18 protein-coding genes are annotated in these 15,894 nt (G+C 70.4%); 8 read left to right on the top strand and 10 right to left on the bottom strand.

Going from position 1 to position 15,894, the window contains the following annotated elements:
- Positions 1-6: 6 nt before the first annotated feature.
- The 4 genes from ACR3ZA_RS07770 to ACR3ZA_RS07755 form a co-directional block, all read right to left on the bottom strand.
- Positions 7-1,053, bottom strand: coding sequence for a beta-eliminating lyase-related protein (locus tag ACR3ZA_RS07770; RefSeq protein ID WP_473661420.1), 1,047 nt, complete (start codon positions 1,051-1,053; stop codon positions 7-9).
- A 21-nt stretch (positions 1,054-1,074) separates the two neighbouring features.
- On the bottom strand, positions 1,075-1,290 hold the full coding sequence (locus ACR3ZA_RS07765; RefSeq protein ID WP_473552677.1) for a DUF1232 domain-containing protein: 216 nt from the start codon (positions 1,288-1,290) through the stop codon (positions 1,075-1,077).
- On the bottom strand, positions 1,287-2,711 hold the full coding sequence (locus ACR3ZA_RS07760) for a DUF6421 family protein (RefSeq protein WP_473661419.1): 1,425 nt from the start codon (positions 2,709-2,711) through the stop codon (positions 1,287-1,289). The genes ACR3ZA_RS07765 and ACR3ZA_RS07760 overlap by 4 nt, the downstream gene beginning before the upstream one ends.
- Positions 2,712-2,828: 117 nt before the next feature.
- A complete protein-coding gene (locus ACR3ZA_RS07755; RefSeq protein WP_473661418.1) occupies positions 2,829-3,299 on the bottom strand; it encodes a hypothetical protein in 471 nt (156 codons plus the stop codon).
- Between the two features lie 110 nt (positions 3,300-3,409).
- Here ACR3ZA_RS07755 and ACR3ZA_RS07750 point away from each other — a divergent pair, with 110 nt between their 5' ends.
- Positions 3,410-4,333 carry an AEC family transporter gene (locus tag ACR3ZA_RS07750; RefSeq protein WP_473661417.1) on the top strand — a complete coding sequence of 308 codons (924 nt, stop codon included), beginning with the start codon at positions 3,410-3,412 and terminating at the stop codon, positions 4,331-4,333.
- Positions 4,334-4,358: 25 nt separating this feature from the next.
- On the opposite strand, the gene ACR3ZA_RS07745 is transcribed toward ACR3ZA_RS07750, so the two are convergent.
- The gene (locus tag ACR3ZA_RS07745) at positions 4,359-5,195 is read right to left on the bottom strand and encodes an exodeoxyribonuclease III (protein WP_473661416.1); all 837 of its coding nucleotides are present in this window, start codon (positions 5,193-5,195) and stop codon (positions 4,359-4,361) included.
- 91 nt (positions 5,196-5,286) lie between these two features.
- Between ACR3ZA_RS07745 and ACR3ZA_RS07740 the strand changes: the two genes are divergently transcribed.
- Genes ACR3ZA_RS07740 through ACR3ZA_RS07730 form a run of 3 tightly spaced genes read left to right on the top strand, consistent with a single transcriptional unit; the run spans position 5,287 to position 7,700 of the window.
- Positions 5,287-5,481, top strand: coding sequence for a hypothetical protein (locus ACR3ZA_RS07740; protein WP_473661415.1), 195 nt, complete (start codon positions 5,287-5,289; stop codon positions 5,479-5,481).
- 9 nt (positions 5,482-5,490) lie between these two features.
- Entirely contained in the window at positions 5,491-6,039 is a 549-nt protein-coding gene (pyrE, locus tag ACR3ZA_RS07735) for an orotate phosphoribosyltransferase (RefSeq protein WP_473661414.1), read from the top strand.
- The gene (locus ACR3ZA_RS07730) at positions 6,036-7,700 is read left to right on the top strand and encodes a hypothetical protein (protein ID WP_473661413.1); all 1,665 of its coding nucleotides are present in this window, start codon (positions 6,036-6,038) and stop codon (positions 7,698-7,700) included. Before pyrE ends, ACR3ZA_RS07730 begins: the two co-directional genes overlap by 4 nt.
- A 10-nt stretch (positions 7,701-7,710) precedes the next feature.
- Here ACR3ZA_RS07730 and ACR3ZA_RS07725 read toward each other — a convergent pair whose 3' ends face one another.
- Together ACR3ZA_RS07725 and ACR3ZA_RS07720 are read right to left on the bottom strand one after the other, a co-directional pair.
- Positions 7,711-8,508, bottom strand: coding sequence for an HAD-IIA family hydrolase (locus tag ACR3ZA_RS07725; protein ID WP_473661412.1), 798 nt, complete (start codon positions 8,506-8,508; stop codon positions 7,711-7,713).
- 171 nt (positions 8,509-8,679) lie between these two features.
- The gene (locus ACR3ZA_RS07720; protein WP_473661411.1) at positions 8,680-9,558 is read right to left on the bottom strand and encodes a DNA methyltransferase; all 879 of its coding nucleotides are present in this window, start codon (positions 9,556-9,558) and stop codon (positions 8,680-8,682) included.
- Between the two features lie 84 nt (positions 9,559-9,642).
- On the opposite strand from ACR3ZA_RS07720, the gene ACR3ZA_RS07715 reads away from it, so the two are divergent.
- Positions 9,643-10,248, top strand: a complete 606-nt coding sequence (locus tag ACR3ZA_RS07715; protein WP_473662297.1) for a TrmH family RNA methyltransferase — start codon at positions 9,643-9,645, stop codon at positions 10,246-10,248.
- Here the strand turns inward: ACR3ZA_RS07715 and ACR3ZA_RS07710 are convergent.
- Both ACR3ZA_RS07710 and ACR3ZA_RS07705 read right to left on the bottom strand, forming a co-directional pair.
- Entirely contained in the window at positions 10,214-11,809 is a 1,596-nt protein-coding gene (locus ACR3ZA_RS07710) for an MFS transporter (protein WP_473661410.1), read from the bottom strand. The two genes, ACR3ZA_RS07715 and ACR3ZA_RS07710, sit on opposite strands and share 35 nt — an antisense overlap.
- 81 nt (positions 11,810-11,890) lie before the next feature.
- Positions 11,891-12,517, bottom strand: a complete 627-nt coding sequence (locus tag ACR3ZA_RS07705) for a methyltransferase domain-containing protein (protein WP_473661409.1) — start codon at positions 12,515-12,517, stop codon at positions 11,891-11,893.
- A gap of 104 nt (positions 12,518-12,621) precedes the next feature.
- Between ACR3ZA_RS07705 and ACR3ZA_RS07700 the strand changes: the two genes are divergently transcribed.
- Together ACR3ZA_RS07700 and ACR3ZA_RS07695 are read left to right on the top strand one after the other, a co-directional pair.
- Positions 12,622-13,218 (top strand): helix-turn-helix domain-containing protein, encoded by a 597-nt coding sequence (locus tag ACR3ZA_RS07700; RefSeq protein WP_473661408.1) that lies wholly within the window; start codon positions 12,622-12,624, stop codon positions 13,216-13,218.
- An 83-nt stretch (positions 13,219-13,301) separates the two neighbouring features.
- Entirely contained in the window at positions 13,302-14,585 is a 1,284-nt protein-coding gene (locus ACR3ZA_RS07695; RefSeq protein WP_473661407.1) for an adenylosuccinate synthase, read from the top strand.
- Between the two features lie 119 nt (positions 14,586-14,704).
- On the opposite strand, the gene ACR3ZA_RS07690 is transcribed toward ACR3ZA_RS07695, so the two are convergent.
- Positions 14,705-15,142 carry a hypothetical protein gene (locus ACR3ZA_RS07690; protein ID WP_473661406.1) on the bottom strand — a complete coding sequence of 146 codons (438 nt, stop codon included), beginning with the start codon at positions 15,140-15,142 and terminating at the stop codon, positions 14,705-14,707.
- Positions 15,143-15,210: 68 nt separating this feature from the next.
- Between ACR3ZA_RS07690 and ACR3ZA_RS07685 the strand changes: the two genes are divergently transcribed.
- Complete coding sequence (locus tag ACR3ZA_RS07685) at positions 15,211-15,894, top strand: GNAT family N-acetyltransferase (protein WP_473661405.1); 684 nt, start codon at positions 15,211-15,213, stop codon at positions 15,892-15,894.

The raw sequence follows: 15,894 nt of genomic DNA, 5'->3' as shown, positions 1-15,894 counted from the left end.
GCCAGCCTAGAAGCTGCGGCGGATGAGATCGACGAAGGCGTCGACGTCGGCCTCGGTGGTGTCCCACGAGGTCATCCAGCGCACCTGGCCGGCGGCACGATCCCAGTCGTAGAAGCGGGTGTGCTCGCGGATCGCGTCGGCGACCTCGTTCGGCAGCACCGCGAACACCGCGTTCGCCTGCGTCGGCTGCGAGAACGACAGGCCCGGGATGCGCGCCTCCTCGAGCGCCGACCGCAGTCGCGTCGCCATCGCGTTCGCGTGACCCGCCGAGGCGAGTCCGAGCCCGCCGTCGAACAGGGCGAGCAGCTGTGCCGACAGGAAGCGCATCTTGCTGCCGAGCTGCATGCTGAGCTTGCGCAGGTAGATCAGCCCGGCGGCGCGCTCGGGGTTCAGCACGACGATCGCCTCGGCGCCGAGCAGTCCGTTCTTGGTGCCGCCCAGGCTCAGGATGTCGACGCCGGCCTCGGTGGTGAACTCGGCGAACGGCACGCCGATCGCGGCGGCCGCGTTCCAGAGGCGGGCGCCATCCATGTGCAGCGCCATGCCGTGCTCGTGCGCGAAGTCGGCGATCGCACGCACCTCGGCGGGCGTGTAGAGGGTGCCGAGCTCGGTGGTCTGGGTGATGCTGACCGCGAGCGGCTGCGGGCGGTGCTCGTCGCCCCAGCCCCAGGCCTCGGTGGCGATCAGCTCGGGGGTGAGCTTGCCGTCGGGCGTGGAGACGGTGAGCAGCTTGAGGCCGGAGACTCGTTCCGGGGCGCCCGCCTCGTCGGTGTGGATGTGGGCGGTGTCGGTCGCGATGACCGCCCCCCAGCGCGGCAGCACGCTTGTCAGCGCGACCACGTTGGCGCCCGTGCCGTTGAACACCGGGAAGGTCTCGGCGCGCGCGCCGAAGTGCTCGCGCACGACCTCGCCGAGCCGTGCCGTGTAGTCGTCCTCGCCGTAGGCGATCTGGTGGCCGCCGTTGGCATCCGCCAGGGCGTGCAGCACCTCGGGGTGCACGCCCGCATAGTTGTCGCTGGCGAAGGCACGGAAGCTGTCGTCGTGGAGTCTCACGGGCTCAGTCTCGCATTCGGGTCAGTGCTCGGGCGCCGGATCGACGCCGGCATCGCCGCGACCGGAGCGCTTGCGGAGAATTCGCCAGATCGCGACACCGGCCGCGACGAGCACGACGGCGTCATCGCCGAAGCCGAGCGGGCCCGCCAGCAGCTCGGGCACCAGGTCGAGTGGGGAGGCGCCGTAGACGAGGGCGCCCAAGCCGATCAGAACCGAGGTGAGAACGGGTCTTTTCATGGCTCCAGGCTAGGGGCTGCGTCGGCGTCGGCGGCCGTGATCCCGCTCGTCGAGTCGATCACCGCGCGCAGCTTCTTGCCGAGCGCCTCGTAGAACATCGAGAGCGGGAACTCGTCGTCCAGCACCGCGTCCGTGTAGCCCTTCGGCGCACCCGCGAGCACCTCGTCGCTCAGGCCGCGCGCCCACTGCGAGGCGGGGTGCGGCGCGAGCGTGCCGCGCACCAGCTCGTAGGCGGCGAGCCAGTGCGAGGGCTTCGGCCGGTCGATGCTCTTCCAGTACAGCTCGTTGATCTGGTCCGAGAGCTCGATCACGACGGCGGGCAGCTCGGCCCAGTCGATCGCGAGCTGGGTGTCGGTCCAGTGCAGCACGTGGTGCTGGTGCAGCCAGGCGAACAGCAGCTGGCCGCCGAGTCCGTCGTAGTTGCGCACGCGCGAGCCGGTCAGCGGGAAGCGGAAGATCCGGTCGAACAGGATCGCGTACTGCACGTGGCGGGCGTGCGCGCGGGTCTCGTCGTCGGTGGCGGCGTCGTGCTCGATCCGCACCGACTCGCGGAACGCGGTCAGGTCGCAGCGCAGCTCCTCGAGCGAGTAGAGGAAGTACGGCATCCGCTGCTTGATCATGAACGGATCGAACGGCAGGTCGCCGCGCATGTGACTGCGGTCGTGGATCAGATCCCACATCACGAAGGTGTGCTCGGTCATCGCCTGGTCGTCGAGCAGCTCGGCCGCATCGGCGGGCAGGTCGAGCTTGGTGGTCTCGACCGCGGCACGGACGACGCGACGGAACCGCGCTGCCTCGCGGTCGGCGAAGATCGCCCCCCAGGTGAACGGCGGCACCGGGCGGTCGGCGATCGACACGGTCTCGGGGAAGAGCACCGCCGAGTTGGTGTCGTAGCCGGCCGTGAAGTCGAGGAACCGCACCGGGATGAACATTGCGTTCGAGTAGGCGTCGCCCTCGAGAGCCGCGACGAAGTCGGGCCAGATGACCTCGATCAGCACCGCCTCGAGCAGGCGTTCGCTCTGCCCGTTCTGCGTGTACATCGGGAACAGCACGACGTGCCGGACCCCGTCGGCGCGCGTCTGCTCGGGGTGGAAGGCGACGAGGCTGTCGTAGAAGTCGGGGACCGGGAATCCGGTCTCGACCCAGCGCGCAAGGTCGGCGTCGACCGCCGCCAGATACGCGGCGTCGTGCGGGACCGCGGGGGCGAGAGCCCGCAACGACGCCGCGGCCCGGGCGACGAGCGCGGCAGCGGCCGCGTGCGACGCGACCTCGGGGATGCTGCCGTCGGCGGCCTGCAGCGTGTGCAGCTCGCTCACGGCGGCCTTCAACTCGTGCCAGGTCGAGGACTCGGCAAGGAGCGCGCCGTCCTCAACGACCTCCGGTTCTCCGACGATCGAGCGGTGAGCAGTGAGCGATGACATGGCGCCTCCTTTCTCTTTCGAGCGTAGGCATCCGAGTCGCCGGATTTCTTGCGACCGACGCAGAAAACCGGCGCCGAAGCGCCGGTTCTCGCGAGAATTCGTCGGGGCAGGCGGGATCTACTCGGATTCCTGCTCGACGATGCCGTACTGGAGGGTGTTCGAGGCGTCGCCGTCGCCGGCCAGGTAGGAGATCGTGACGAGGTACTCCTCGTTCTCGTAGCTCCAGCTGAGGAGCCCGCCGAAGTTGGCGTCGGAGATCAGTTCGAAGCCCGCCGCTTCGAGCTCGTCGGCGAGGTTGTTCGCAACGCTCTCGTCGCTCACCTCGTAGCTCGCCGAGTAGGTGGTCCCCGCCGAGATCGAGAACACGAGCGTGCCCTGGGGCAGCGGCAGGTCGGTCGGCCAGCTGTCCGGCAGCGAGACGCCCGAGCCGTCCACGTCGATGTCGACGCCGGTCTGGCCTTCGATCAGTTCTTCGACGCCGTTCTCGACGAGGCCCTCGGTGATGCTCTCGAGCGGATTGACGAAGCAGCCGCTGAGGGCGAGGGACAGGCCAGCGCCGAGAGCGAGTACGGGGACGATGCGTCGCATGGGGATCTCCTTGATGCAGGCGCGGGCGCGCCAGGTCTGTGGGTTCCCTATGGTTCTCCGGTCCCGTGCGCCGCGCCATGAGCAGTCCCTACCTACGCCAGGATGGGGGGATGATCGGTGTTCTCGTGGGGTTCGCGATCATCGCCGCCATCATCGGGGTCGGGTATCTGATCGGGCGCATCGGGCTCCTGGGCGAGCACGCCGACTACGCGCTGAGCCGTCTTGCGTTCTTCGTGCTGTCGCCAGCGCTGCTGTTCACCGTGCTCGCCGAGGCCGACGTGGCGCGGTTGTTCTCCGACGTGCTGCCGATCTCGATCATCTCGGCCGCGGTGCCGATGCTGCTGTTCCTGCTGGTGGCGCGCCTCGCCTGGCGGCGGTCGGTCGCCGACGTGACGATCGGGGCACTGGGCTCCGGCTATGTCAACGCCAACAACATCGGGATCCCGGTCGCGGTCTACGTGCTCGGCGACGCCTCCGCGTCGGCGCCCGTCATCCTGCTGCAGCTGCTGGTGATCGCGCCGCTCGCGCTCACCGTGCTGGACGTCAGCTCGCACGGCCGCCGCTCCTGGGGTCGCATCTTCCTGCAGCCGGTCACGAATCCTCTGATCCTCGGCTCCGCCGCCGGCCTCCTCGTCGCCGTTCTCGGGCTCGAGCTTCCCGACTTCGTGATGGAGCCGTTCGTCCTCGTCGGCTCCGCGGCGGTCCCGGTGATTCTGCTCACCTTCGGCATGTCGCTGCACGGCCAGCGCGTGCTGGCCCCCGGCAGCGCTCGCCGCGACGTCATCCTTGCGACGTCGCTCAAGCTCGTCGTGATGCCGCTCGTCGCCTGGTTCGTCGGGCACGTGCTCTGGGGACTGACCGGGCATGAGCTGTTCGTCGTCGTCGTGCTGGCCGCGCTGCCCTCGGCGCAGAACGTGTTCAACTACGCGCAGCGCTACGGACGCGGGGTCGTGCTCGCGCGCGACACCGTGCTGATCACGACGGTGCTGTCGCTGCCCGTGCTCGTCGTCGTCGCCGCGATCCTGGCCGCTTGACTCCGGCCGGGCTGGGCCTCGCCGGCTAGAAGATCATCGGGCGATCGTCGTCGTCGCCCTCGTTCGTCAATTCGACGAGCACCGGCACGTGATCGCTCGGGGCGTCGCCCTTGCGCTCGTCGCGATGGATCTCGGCGCCGGCGACCCGGTCGGCGAACGCGGCCGAGCCGAGCACGAAGTCGATTCGCATGCCCTCGTTCCGCGGGAAGCGCAGCTGCTGGTAGTCCCAGAAGGTGTAGCCCTCGGGCACGAGCGGACGCACCACATCGGTGAGGCCCGCATCCTCGAAGGCGTGGAAGGCGGCGCGTTCCGGTTCGGAGACGTGCGTCGAGCGCCCGGGCGCGAAGCTCGGGTCGCCCATGTCGGCGTCGAAGGGTGCGATGTTGAAGTCGCCGGTGAGTGCCAGCGGCAGATCGGGGTCGGTGCGCAGCCAGCCCTCCGTCGCGGTGCGGAGCGCCGCCAGCCAGTCGAGCTTGTAGGCGTAGTGGGGGTCGTCGAGCGCTCGGCCGTTGGGCACGTAGAGGCTCCAGACCCGGACGTCGTCGATGGTCGCGCCGAGGGCGCGCGCCTCGCGCGGGAGGTCGGGGCCCTCCGCGCCCTTCAGGAAGCCGGGCATCCCCGGGAACTCGGTCTCGACCTCGGTGATCGGCAGCCGGCTGGCGAGCGCGACCCCGTTCCACTGGTTGAGTCCGTGCACGGCGACGTCGTAGCCCGCGGCCTCGAAGGCGGCGTGCGGGAACTGCTCCGGCTTGCACTTGATCTCCTGCATCGCGAGCACGTCGACGTCGGCGCGCTCGAGCCAGTCGACGACACGACCGACGCGGGTGCGGATCGAGTTGACGTTCCAGGTGGCGATGCGCATGGCTCCAAAGTACCGGGCGGCGATGCGACCTCGCGTTGCCCCCCAAAGGGGTGGCTACTGGTGCGCGCCCGGCTCTCATACGGTGATCGCAGTGACCTCCGATCCCGACGCTCATCTCCGTGCCCCGCGGTTGTCTCCGCGCGCCACGGCGCTTCTGATCGCCGCGATGATCGTCGCCTCCATTGCGGTCGCCTGGCTGGGGGTCGCCTCTGCGTCGGCCGGTTCCGCCGACGGTGACGAGCCCGCCTCCGAGGTCGCCTCGTTGGGATTCGACGACCTGCCCTAATCTGGACGGGTGAGCGCCCGCCAGAAGCTGATCGAAGCCATCTCGAAGGATGCCGTGTTCCACGGCGACTTCACCCTCACCAGCGGGAAGAAGGCGAGCTACTACATCGACCTCCGCAAGGTGAGCCTCGACGGGCGCGTCGCTCCTCTGATCGGACAGGTGATGGTCGATCTGATCGCCGACATCCCGAACGTGGATGCGGTGGGCGGCCTGACCATGGGCGCCGACCCGATCGCCGCCGCGGTGCTGCACCAGGGCGCCGCGCAGGGGCGACCGTATGACGCCTTCGTCGTGCGCAAGGAGCCGAAGGACCACGGGCGCGGTCGCCAGGTCGAGGGCCCGGAGCTGGCCGGCAAGCGCGTCGTCGTCCTGGAGGACACCTCGACCACGGGCGGCTCCCCGCTGAAGGCGATCGAGGCGCTGCTCAAGGTGGGCGCCGAGATCGCGGCGGTGGCGGTCGTCGTCGACCGTGACACCGGGGCGAAGGAAGTCATCGAGGCCGCCGGCTACCCGTACTACGCCGCGATCGGATTGGCCGATCTCGGACTGGCACCGTGACCGGACGGGACGACGAGTCGATCGACTCGGGGGCCGACTGGTTCGCCGCGCAGTTCGGCGCGGGCGACGAGGAGGACGCGGCCCCGGTGACGCCGGCAACGCCCGTGCCGCCGAAGGCGCCGCAGCAGAGCCCGCCGCCGGCCGTGCCGCCGCAGTCCACCCCTCCCGCCGTCCCGCCCACGCTGATCAACCCGTTCGGCTCGGCGCCGGGCTCACCGCCCGTCTCGCCGTCGCCACCGCCGGTCACGCCGCCGCCGGCGGCGCGGCCGCACGTCACGCCGCCGCCCGTCACGCCGCCGCACGTCACGCCGCCGCCCGTCACGCCGCCGCCCGCACCGCTGCCGCCCGCAGGCTTCCCGCCCACGCAGGGCTTCCCGCCCGCCCCGCCGGCCGCACCGCCCGCGCCGGCCGCACCGCCCGCCGCGGCAGGCGGGTTCAACTGGGGGCTTCGCCCCAGCGGGGACGAGTCATCGCCGGCGCAGCCGAGCCAGCCGAGCCAGCCGGCGCAGCCGAGCCAGCCCTTCCCGCCGGCGCAGCCGGCGCCGTCGAGCGCGCCCGCGCCGCCCGCGCCGCCCGCGCCGCCGAGCCAGCCCGCGCCGCCCCCGCAGGCATTCCCGCCCGCACAGCCCCCTCTCCCGCCGGCCGCGGTGCCGCATTCGGCGGCGCCACAGCCCTTCGCCGGGCCGCCGCCGAGCGAGCCGTTCGCGCCTGACCTCCGCCCGCCAACACCGTTCATCGAGTCCGAGCCGACGCAGCCGTTCACGCCAGACTTCGATGACGTGCCGACGCAGGCATATGTTCCGCCCACCGAGGCGATCTCGGCGGCCTCGGCCGGCGACCAGCCCACCGAGCTCGTTCCCGCGGCAGGAGAGCCCTCCGGCGATGCGCTGCAGTCGCTTTTCGGCGAAGACCAGTTCCGCGAGGTCCCGGTCGGGCCCGACCCGAACGAGGCGCCCTTTGCCAAACGCCTGTCGAAGGCCTCCCGGGGCGCGGCCGCGGACGGCGGCGACGGCGGAGGGCCGGGCGACGGCGACGGGCCTCCCGTTGCGGGGTTCGGCAAGACGCAGAAGATCCTGATGGCCGTCGCCGGGGGTCTGATCGGCATCCTTGCGCTGATCGTCCTGTACTTCGTCGGCACGAGGCTCCCCGACCTGCTCGGGCCGGCGCCGGTGATCACGGCGAGCCCGAGCCCGACCCCGAGCGCGACCGTCGAGGCGATCGGCCCCGTGGAGCCGGGGTTGTACCTGTGGGACGAACTGCTCGGCGGCGAGTGCCTCGACCCCTACACGGACGCCTGGCAGACCCAGTACACGGTCGTCGACTGCGATGCGCCGCACGCCGCCCAGCTCGTCTACCGCGGCAGCTACCAGCCCGAACCGGAGGAGAGCGACGACGACACCCCGGCCACCCCCGAGCCTCTCGTGCCGTTCCCCGGCGTTGAGGAGCTTCAGGCCGGCATTGACAAACTGTGCGCCGCGCAGAGGGTCGTCAACCTGGAGGCGCTCAACAACCTGCTCGACGTCACCATGCAGGGCAGCTACCCGGCCACGGCAGAGCAGTGGGAGAAGGACCCGTCATACCGGTGCTTCGTCACGCGCACCTCGGGCGAGCCGCTCGAGGGCAGCGCCGCCTACCCGGTCGAGACGAGCGACGCGAGCTAGGCGGAACCGCTCAGAGCTCCGTTTCGGCGGGCATCGGCGCGACCAGCTCATGCACGCCCTCGAGGATCTCGTCGGGACGGAACGGGTAGCGGTCGATCTCGGCCTGATCGGTGATGCCGGTCATCACGAGCACGGTGTGCAGTCCCGCTTCGATGCCCGCGACGATGTCGGTGTCCATGCGGTCGCCGATCATGGCCGTGACCTCCGAGTGCGCGCCGATCTTGTTCATCGCCGAGCGGAACATCATCGGGTTCGGCTTGCCCACGACGTAGGGCTCCTTGCCGGTCGCCTTCGTGATGAGGGCCGAGATCGCCCCGGTTGCCGGCAGGGCGCCCTCGGCGGAGGGGCCGGTGGCATCCGGGTTGGTGGCGATGAAGCGGGCGCCGTTGTTGATGAACCGGATCGCCTTGGTGATCGCTTCGAACGAGTAGTTGCGGGTCTCGCCGACGACCACGTAGTCGGGATTGGTCTCGGTGAGGATGAAGCCGACCTCGTGGAGTGCGTTCGTCATGCCGGATTCGCCGATCACGAACGCGGTGCCGCCGGGCATCTGCTGGGCGCAGAAGTCGGCCGTCGCGAGCGCGCTCGTCCAGATCGCCTCCTCGGGAACCGAGAGCCCCGAGGCGCGCAGGCGGGCGGCGAGGTCGCGCGGGGTGAAGATCGAGTTGTTGGTCAGCACCAGGAACGGGGTTCCGGTGTTTGTCCACTGCTCGATGAGCTCCTGGGCGCCGGGAAGCGCGGTGTTCTCGTGGACGAGAACCCCATCCATGTCGGTGAGCCAGCATTCGACGTCAGCGCGATTACCCATGCGACCAGCCTACTGAGCGCCCGAGTGCAACGTTTCTCCGGAGATTCCACCTCGCGCGCGGGATGCGGCCCCGTGAGACCGGGGGTCGCGCGTGAAACCTCCGGAGAAACGTGACACTGGCGGGGCGGGGAGACGGGATGCTCGCCAGCGGGCGGCGGGGTGGCGGGGTGCTCAGGGGGCGGGCGGGGTGAGGATGCGTGCGTGCGGCAGGCGCGCGCGCATCACCTCGACGGCATCCGGGCTCTCATCCACCAGCAGGAAACGCCGCCCGAGCGCGTGCGCCACTGCCCCGGTTGTGCCGGAACCGGCGAAGAAGTCGAGCACCAGGTCGCCCGGTGCGCTCGAGGCCTGCACGATGCGGCGCAGGATTCCCTCCGGCTTCTGCGTCGGATACCCGGTGCGTTCGCGGGCGTTGGTGCCGACGATGGTGTGCCACCAGACGTCGGTCGGCAGCTTGCCCCGCGCCACCTTCTCGGGTGTGACCAGCCCCGGAGCCATGTACGGCTCGCGGTCGACGCTCGCGTTGTCGAAGTAGTACCGCGCCGGATCCTTCACGTAGACGAGGATCGTGTCGTGCTTGGCCGGCCAGCGCCGGTTCGACTTGGCCCCGTAGTCGTAGGCCCAGATCAGCTCGTTGAGAAAGCAGTCGCGGCCGAACAACTCATCGAGGGCGACCTTCGCGTAGTGCGCCTCGCGGAAGTCGAGGTGCAGGTAGAGGGTGCCCTGGTCATCCAGCAGCCGGTGCGCCTCCCGCAGCCGGGGTTCGAGGAACGCCCAGTAGTCATCGAAGCTGTCGCCGAAGCTGCGGCGCTCGCCCCGAACGCTCGCATAGCTCTGCCCGCCGAAGCCCACCCGGTCGCTGCCGTCGGCGGCGCGCTCCGTGCGAATCGGCGTGTGGTGCTGCGTGCGCCCCGTGTTGAACGGCGGGTCGAGGTAGATGAGACGAACGGAGGCGTCGGGCAGCCGGGCCGTGACGGCCAGGTTGTCGCCGAGCACGATCGTGTCGGGCGCGTCGGCACCCGCGAGCGGCGGGACCTCCGGCGTGGGCATGCGCCGACCTTAACAGCCTCGGCGCTCACCTCCCAGCGCCGATACTCTCGCAGGGTGGACGAGCAGCGACCGAGTGAAGACCAGATGCCGGTCGGCGTCGGTCCCTGGCCGGGCGGGCGCGCCTCCTGGCCCGACGATCCGCGCCTCGACCCGGAGCTGCTCGAGCACGGCGACCGCCGCAACGTCGTCGACGAGTTCCGCTACTGGCGCATGGACGCGATCGTCGCCGAGCTCGACACCCGCCGCCACGAATTCCATGTCGCCATCGAGAACTGGCAGCACGACCTCAACATCGGCTCCATCGTGCGCACCGCCAACGCCTTCGCGGCGGCGGCCGTGCACATCGTCGGGAAGCGCCGCTGGAACAAGCGCGGCGCGATGGTGACCGATCGGTACCAGACGGTGATCCACCACGAGACGGTGGAGGCCCTCGTCGCCTGGGCGGCCGAGCGCGACCTGCCGGTCATCGCCGTCGACAACGTGCCCGGCTCGGTCGACGTCATCGAAGCTGATCTACCCGCCAGCTGCGTGCTGCTGTTCGGGCAGGAAGGCCCGGGGCTGAGTTCCGAGGCGCTCGCCGCTGCGACGACCACCGTGCACATCCGCCAGTACGGTTCGACGAGGTCGATCAATGCGGCCGCGGCGGCCGCGATCGTCATGCACGAATGGATTCGTCGGCACGCCGGTTAGCCCTCTTGGCACGCTCGGGGCCCCGGGCGAGAACGTAGGCGAGCAGGACGGCCATCACGGCGGCGCCCGTCCACATGGCGAGCTGCCAGGCATCGACGAACGACTCCTGTGCGGCACGGACCAGAGCGTCTGCGCGCGGGCTGGCCCCGTCGGCGGCGGCGACCGCGTTCGCAAGTCCTTCACGGACGGTGGTCGCGACGTCGCTCGGAATCCCGTCGAGTCGGCCGTCGATGGCGCTCGCGTAGCCGGCCGAGAGGATGGCCCCGAGCAGGGCGACTCCCAGGGCCGTGCCGAATTCTCGGGTGACGTCGTTGAGCGCCGATGCGACGCCTTGGCGCTCGCGGGGCAGGGAGCTCGTGATCGCCTCGGTGGAGGGCGTCATCGCGAGACCCATGCCGAGGCCCATGGCGAGCATGCCCGGGAGGACCGCGAGGTAGCCGTCGTCGACGGATACGAGGCTCGCCATGAGGGCAAGGCCGACGCCGCCGAGAGCGATGCCGGTGGCCATCGTGCCTCGCGCTCCGATCCGCGAGGCGACCTGCGCCGCGAGCACGGAGGCGAGCATCATCAGCACGGCCATGGGCATCATGCCGAGGGTCGCCTGGAGCGCCGACCAGCCGAGGACGATCTGCAGGAACGGGAACAGCACCACGAAGATCCCGGCCTGCACCCCGAAGACAGCCAGCAGCGTCAGCGATCCGCTGGCCATGCCCCGCCCGCGGAAGAGGCGCACGTCGAGCAGTGGCGCCGTCTGGCGCATCTCCCACGCGGCGAAGACGATCACGGCGCCCACCCCGCCGATCAGAGCGGCCAGGGTTGCGGGCTGGGTCCAGCCGTGGACGGGTCCCTCGTGCAGGGCGAAAACGAGCCCCGCGACGGCAATGCCGGAGGTCGCCGATCCGACGAGGTCGAACCGGTGCGCCGTGCGCTCGCGGGAGTTCGGCACCGACCGCACGATCATCACGAGCGCGACCAGAACGAGCACGACCGGAAGGGCGAAGAGCCAGCGCCAGGTGGCGACGTCGACGAGCAGCGCCGACAGGTACATGCCCACGATGCCGCCACCGCCGGCGACTCCCGTCCACACGCCGATTCCCTTGGCGCGCTCGCCCTCCGGGAAGGTCGAGGTGATCACCGCCAGCGTGACCGGCATGATCATGGCGGCGCCCACACCGGAGGCGAACCGGGAGGCGAGCATCAGCTCCGTGGAGGTGGCCAGTCCGGCCGCCGCGTTCGCGACCCCGAACACGATCAAGCCCACCAGCAGCACGGGCTTGCGGCCGATCCGATCTCCGAGCGCTCCCAGCGGCAGGAGCAGCGCGGCGAGGCTGAGAGTGTAGAGGTTGATGAACCACAGCACCGTGCTCTGCGAGGCATCGAACTCGACGGCGAGCTCGGGCTGGGCGACGTTGAGGCCGGACACTGAGGCGATGACGGCCATCAGTGCGATGCAGACCGCGATCAGGATCGCGCGACGCTGCCGGGCGTCATGGATGATCGGGTCGCCGCGGTCGACCGGCTCGTCGATGCCGTCGGCGGCGGGCATGGGTGTCGTGCTCACGTCAGTTCCTTTCGTGACCTGCACAGCGGCAGGATGATGTGGCGCCGGACCCCGAGGGCTCCGGCGTGCTCGAGGGGTGACTCAGATCAGACGGGTCGCTCGGACGACGACGTCGTGGAGCGAGGCCGGTCCGCCTCCGCGGGCAGAGAGGGTTCGCTGCGACTCCTCGGTGGTCACGACCTGCCACACCGCCGGATCGAGTCGTCTCGTGATGTCGGCGCCGGTCACCGAGGCCGAGGCGGGCGGCTCGTCTGTGCCGTTCCCGTGGTGGAGGTGGCCGACGATCAGGAGGGTGCCGCCCGGCGAGACCCACGATGCGATCCGGTCATAGAACTCCAGCTGCGGCATCGGGGGGTGGGCGTAGTGGGTGGTCACCAGGTCGTAGGTCGCTGCGGGCTCCCACCTCGTCAGGTCGGCCTGCACCCAGCGCACCCGATCCGCGACGCCGCTGGCGTCGGCACGCTCGGCCGCGAGTGCCAGGGCCTCGGTCACGACGTCGGCGCCGGTGACCTGCCAACCGCGCGAGGCGAGCCAGATCGCCTCTGCTCCGGCGCCGCACCCCGCGTCGAGCGCCGTCCCGGGCACGAGGCCGGCCACCTCGCGGATCAGGTGCGGATTCGGCGGCGTGCTCGCCATCGCAGCCGTCGCGCCGTCGCGGCCGCCGAGCCAGTGTCGGGCCCAGTAGTCCTGATCGAATGTGTGCGTCATCGGTCTGCTCCTCCGGGCGGCGTGCGCTCGTCGCCGCCCGGAGCAATCGTGCAGACAGCACGGCGGATAAGCAAAGCATGTTGCAGAATGGCAAACTGGAGGGCATGGACGACTCCACGGATCGCACTCTCGACGCGGTGGGGCCCCGGCTCAAGCGGCTGCGGCACCGACGACGCGTCACGCTCCACGACCTCGCCGAAGAGACGGGGATCTCGACCAGCACCTTGTCGCGCCTCGAGGCCGGGCTGCGCCGCCCCACCCTGGAGCAGCTGCTTCCGCTGGCGCGCGCCTACGGCGTCACCCTCGACCAGCTCGTCGATGCGCCGCCGACCGGCAACCCGCGCATCAGCCTGCGGCCCGTCGCCTGCGCGGACGGCTCCACGATCCTGCCCCTGACCCGCCGGCCGGGCGGCATCCAGGCCTACAAGTTCGTCCTGCCCACCGGTCGCGACGATGCCGCGCCCGACCTTCGAACCCACGAAGGCTTCGACTGGGTGTACGTCCTCAACGGACGACTGCGGCTCGTGCTCGGCGAACACGATCTCATCCTCGAACCGGGGGAGGCAGCGGAGTTCGATACGCGCACGCCGCACTGGTTCGCCGCCACCAGTTCGGGCCCGGTCGAGTACCTCAGCCTGATCGGCAAGCAGGGCGAACGGGCACACGTTCGGGTCGCCCCCCAAACCTCCCGTGCGAGATAGCGCCCGCGGTCGGCGTCGACGACCCGCCGGTCCGCAACAGATAGACTGGGGTGTAATCCCGCCCGACCGTGAGGGAGAAAAGCATGCCCGCGATCGTTCTCGTTGGCGCCCAATGGGGCGATGAAGGCAAGGGCAAGGCGACCGACCTGCTCGGCAGCCGCGTCGACTACGTCGTCAAGTTCAACGGCGGCAACAACGCCGGCCACACCGTCGTCATCGGCGACAAGAAGTACGCGCTGCACCTGCTGCCGTCCGGCATTCTGACGCCCGGCGTCACCCCCGTCATCTCGAACGGCGTCGTCGTCGACGTCGAGGTGCTCTTCGACGAGCTCGGCGCCCTGTCGGCCCGCGGCGTCGACGTGTCGAAGCTGCTGGTCAGCGCCAATGCGCACGTCATCACCGGCTACCACCGCACGCTCGACCGCGTCACCGAGCGCTTCCTCGGCAAGCGTCAGATCGGCACCACCGGCCGGGGCATCGGCCCGGCGTACGCCGACAAGATCAACCGCGTCGGCATCCGGATCCAGGACCTCTTCGACGAGAACATCCTGCGCCAGAAGGTCGAGGGCGCCCTCGACCAGAAGAACCACCTGCTGGTCAAGATCTACAACCGCCGGGCGATCGGCGTCGACGAGATCGTCGACGAGCTGCTGAGCTACGCCGACCGTCTGCGCCCGATGGTCGCCGACACCAGCCTCGTTCTGAACCAGGCCCTGGATGCCGGCAAGACCGTGCTGTTCGAGGGCGGCCAGGCGACGATGCTCGACGTCGATCACGGAACCTACCCCTTCGTCACCAGCTCCAACGCGACCAGCGGCGGCGCGGCCACCGGCTCGGGTGTCGCCCCCAACCGCATCGACCGCGTCATTGCCGTCGTCAAGGCGTACACGACGCGTGTCGGCGCGGGCCCGTTCCCGACCGAGTTGTTCGACGAGTCGGGCGAGTTCCTTCGCGCCGCCGGCTTCGAGTTCGGCACCACCACCGGTCGCCCGCGGCGCACCGGCTGGTACGACGCCCCCATCGCGCGCTACTCGGCGCGCATCAACGGCGTCACCGACTTCGTGCTCACCAAGCTCGATGTGCTCACCGGGCTCGAGACGATCCCGGTGTGCGTCGCCTACGACGTCGACGGGACCCGCTTCGACGAGGTTCCCGTCAATCAGAGCGACTTCCACCACGCGACCCCGATCTACGAGGAGTTCCCGGGCTGGAGTGAAGACATCACCGGCGCCCGCGAATTCTCGGACCTGCCGAAGAACGCGCAGGACTACGTGCTCGCCGTCGAGGAGATGAGCGGGTCGCGCATGTCGGCGATCGGCGTCGGCCCCGGCCGCGAGGCCATCGTCGTGCGCCACGATCTGCTCTGAATCTTTTGGCGCGCCGGCGCTCCTCCGGCGCGCGCCGCTTCGCGGGACGAGCGTGGTCGCCCCGCTTCGCTGGGGCTCCTGCCGTGCAGATGCGCGGGCGGCGGCGACGCGGGCGGTGGTCAGCTGCTGGCGAGCGAGAAGCCGTGGAACAGCACGTCGCTGTAGCTCTTCTGCGAGAACCCGGGGTGCTCGGCTGCCATGGCCGCCACCAGCGCCGGACCCGACTCGCCATCGATGACATTGCGGCGGCCGAATTCCTCGGCTGAGCGCACCAGGGCGAGCGCGGCGCGCATCCAAGCGACCAGGTTGCTCGGATCGGTGTCCGGCACCACGTCGGCGATCGACACGCGGGGCTGGTTCGAGGGTGTCGGGTGACGCTCTTCGATCAGCACGATCGCGAGGACCGCGTCAGGGAGATCCAGGCCGATGATGGCGTCTTCGACGGCGACGCGGCGACTGCGCGGATCGAACCAGTCCGTGAAATCCGGGCGCGGCTCACCGAGCGCGGCTCCCCGAGCCGTCGCCGATCGTTCCCCGCTGAGATCCCAGACACTCATCGCGTACCGATGTTAATCGCTCTCCCTGTGGAGACGTGACGGCTGGCCGGGGATGGGAGGATCGCATCGTGACCGCGTGCCGCCCCGAACCCGCCGCCCTGAAGGGCCGATTCGTGACACTGGAGCCGATGACCGCCGCGCATGCGCCCGAACTGTGGCGGGCGCTCGGCCATCCCGCCGTCTTCGCCGGCGGCTACGGGGGCGGTCCCGCAGGGCTCCCCGCTGACGAGGCCGGGTATGCCGCGTGGAGCTCCGCCTACTACGCGGGCGACGCGCGGCGGAACTTCGTCGTTCGCATCGCGAACGGACCGCATGGCGGCGACCTCGTCGGCGCCACCACGCTCGGCGACTTCGATGAGGCGTCCGGCTCGACCCACGTCGGCTGGACCGCCTACGACCCGCGCGTCTGGGGAACCCAGGTGAATCCCGAGACGAAGCTGCTGGTGCTCGGTCACGCGTTCGAGCATGGCTTCGAGCGGGTGCGCATCCAGGCGGACGCGGTCAACGCCCGATCACGGGCGGCGATCGAGCGGCTCGGCGCCGTGTTCGAGGGCGTCGCCCGTCACGACCGGCCGCGTGCCGACGGCAGCTGGCGCGACACGGCGATCTACTCGATCCTGTCGAGCGAGTGGCCGGCGGTTCGCGCCGGACTCGAGGAGCGGCTGGCCGCGTGGGGCGAACGGCCGGTGCTGTTCCGCTCTGCTCCGACCGCGCCGACGCCGCTGCCGGGCGAGCAGCGTGCGGGCGCTTAG

The organism is Herbiconiux sp. J20-20, assembly GCF_057365085.1.
This window is presented reverse-complemented; position numbering and strand designations above follow the sequence as displayed.

Bases quoted from the DNA above. Each gene is read 5' to 3' on its own strand.
- ACR3ZA_RS07765 (WP_473552677.1), bottom strand. From the start codon at position 1,290: ATGAAAAGACCCGTTCTCACCTCGGTTCTGATCGGCTTGGGCGCCCTC.
- ACR3ZA_RS07760 (WP_473661419.1), bottom strand. From the start codon at position 2,711: ATGTCATCGCTCACTGCTCACCGCTCGATCGTCGGAGAACCGGAGGTC.
- ACR3ZA_RS07755 (WP_473661418.1), bottom strand. From the start codon at position 3,299: ATGCGACGCATCGTCCCCGTACTCGCTCTCGGCGCTGGCCTGTCCCTC.
- ACR3ZA_RS07750 (WP_473661417.1), top strand. From the start codon at position 3,410: ATGATCGGTGTTCTCGTGGGGTTCGCGATCATCGCCGCCATCATCGGG.
- ACR3ZA_RS07745 (WP_473661416.1), bottom strand. From the start codon at position 5,195: ATGCGCATCGCCACCTGGAACGTCAACTCGATCCGCACCCGCGTCGGT.
- ACR3ZA_RS07725 (WP_473661412.1), bottom strand. From the start codon at position 8,508: ATGGGTAATCGCGCTGACGTCGAATGCTGGCTCACCGACATGGATGGG.
- ACR3ZA_RS07720 (WP_473661411.1), bottom strand. From the start codon at position 9,558: ATGCCCACGCCGGAGGTCCCGCCGCTCGCGGGTGCCGACGCGCCCGAC.
- ACR3ZA_RS07715 (WP_473662297.1), top strand. From the start codon at position 9,643: ATGCCGGTCGGCGTCGGTCCCTGGCCGGGCGGGCGCGCCTCCTGGCCC.
- ACR3ZA_RS07705 (WP_473661409.1), bottom strand. From the start codon at position 12,517: ATGACGCACACATTCGATCAGGACTACTGGGCCCGACACTGGCTCGGC.
- ACR3ZA_RS07700 (WP_473661408.1), top strand. From the start codon at position 12,622: ATGGACGACTCCACGGATCGCACTCTCGACGCGGTGGGGCCCCGGCTC.
- ACR3ZA_RS07695 (WP_473661407.1), top strand. From the start codon at position 13,302: ATGCCCGCGATCGTTCTCGTTGGCGCCCAATGGGGCGATGAAGGCAAG.
- ACR3ZA_RS07690 (WP_473661406.1), bottom strand. From the start codon at position 15,142: ATGAGTGTCTGGGATCTCAGCGGGGAACGATCGGCGACGGCTCGGGGA.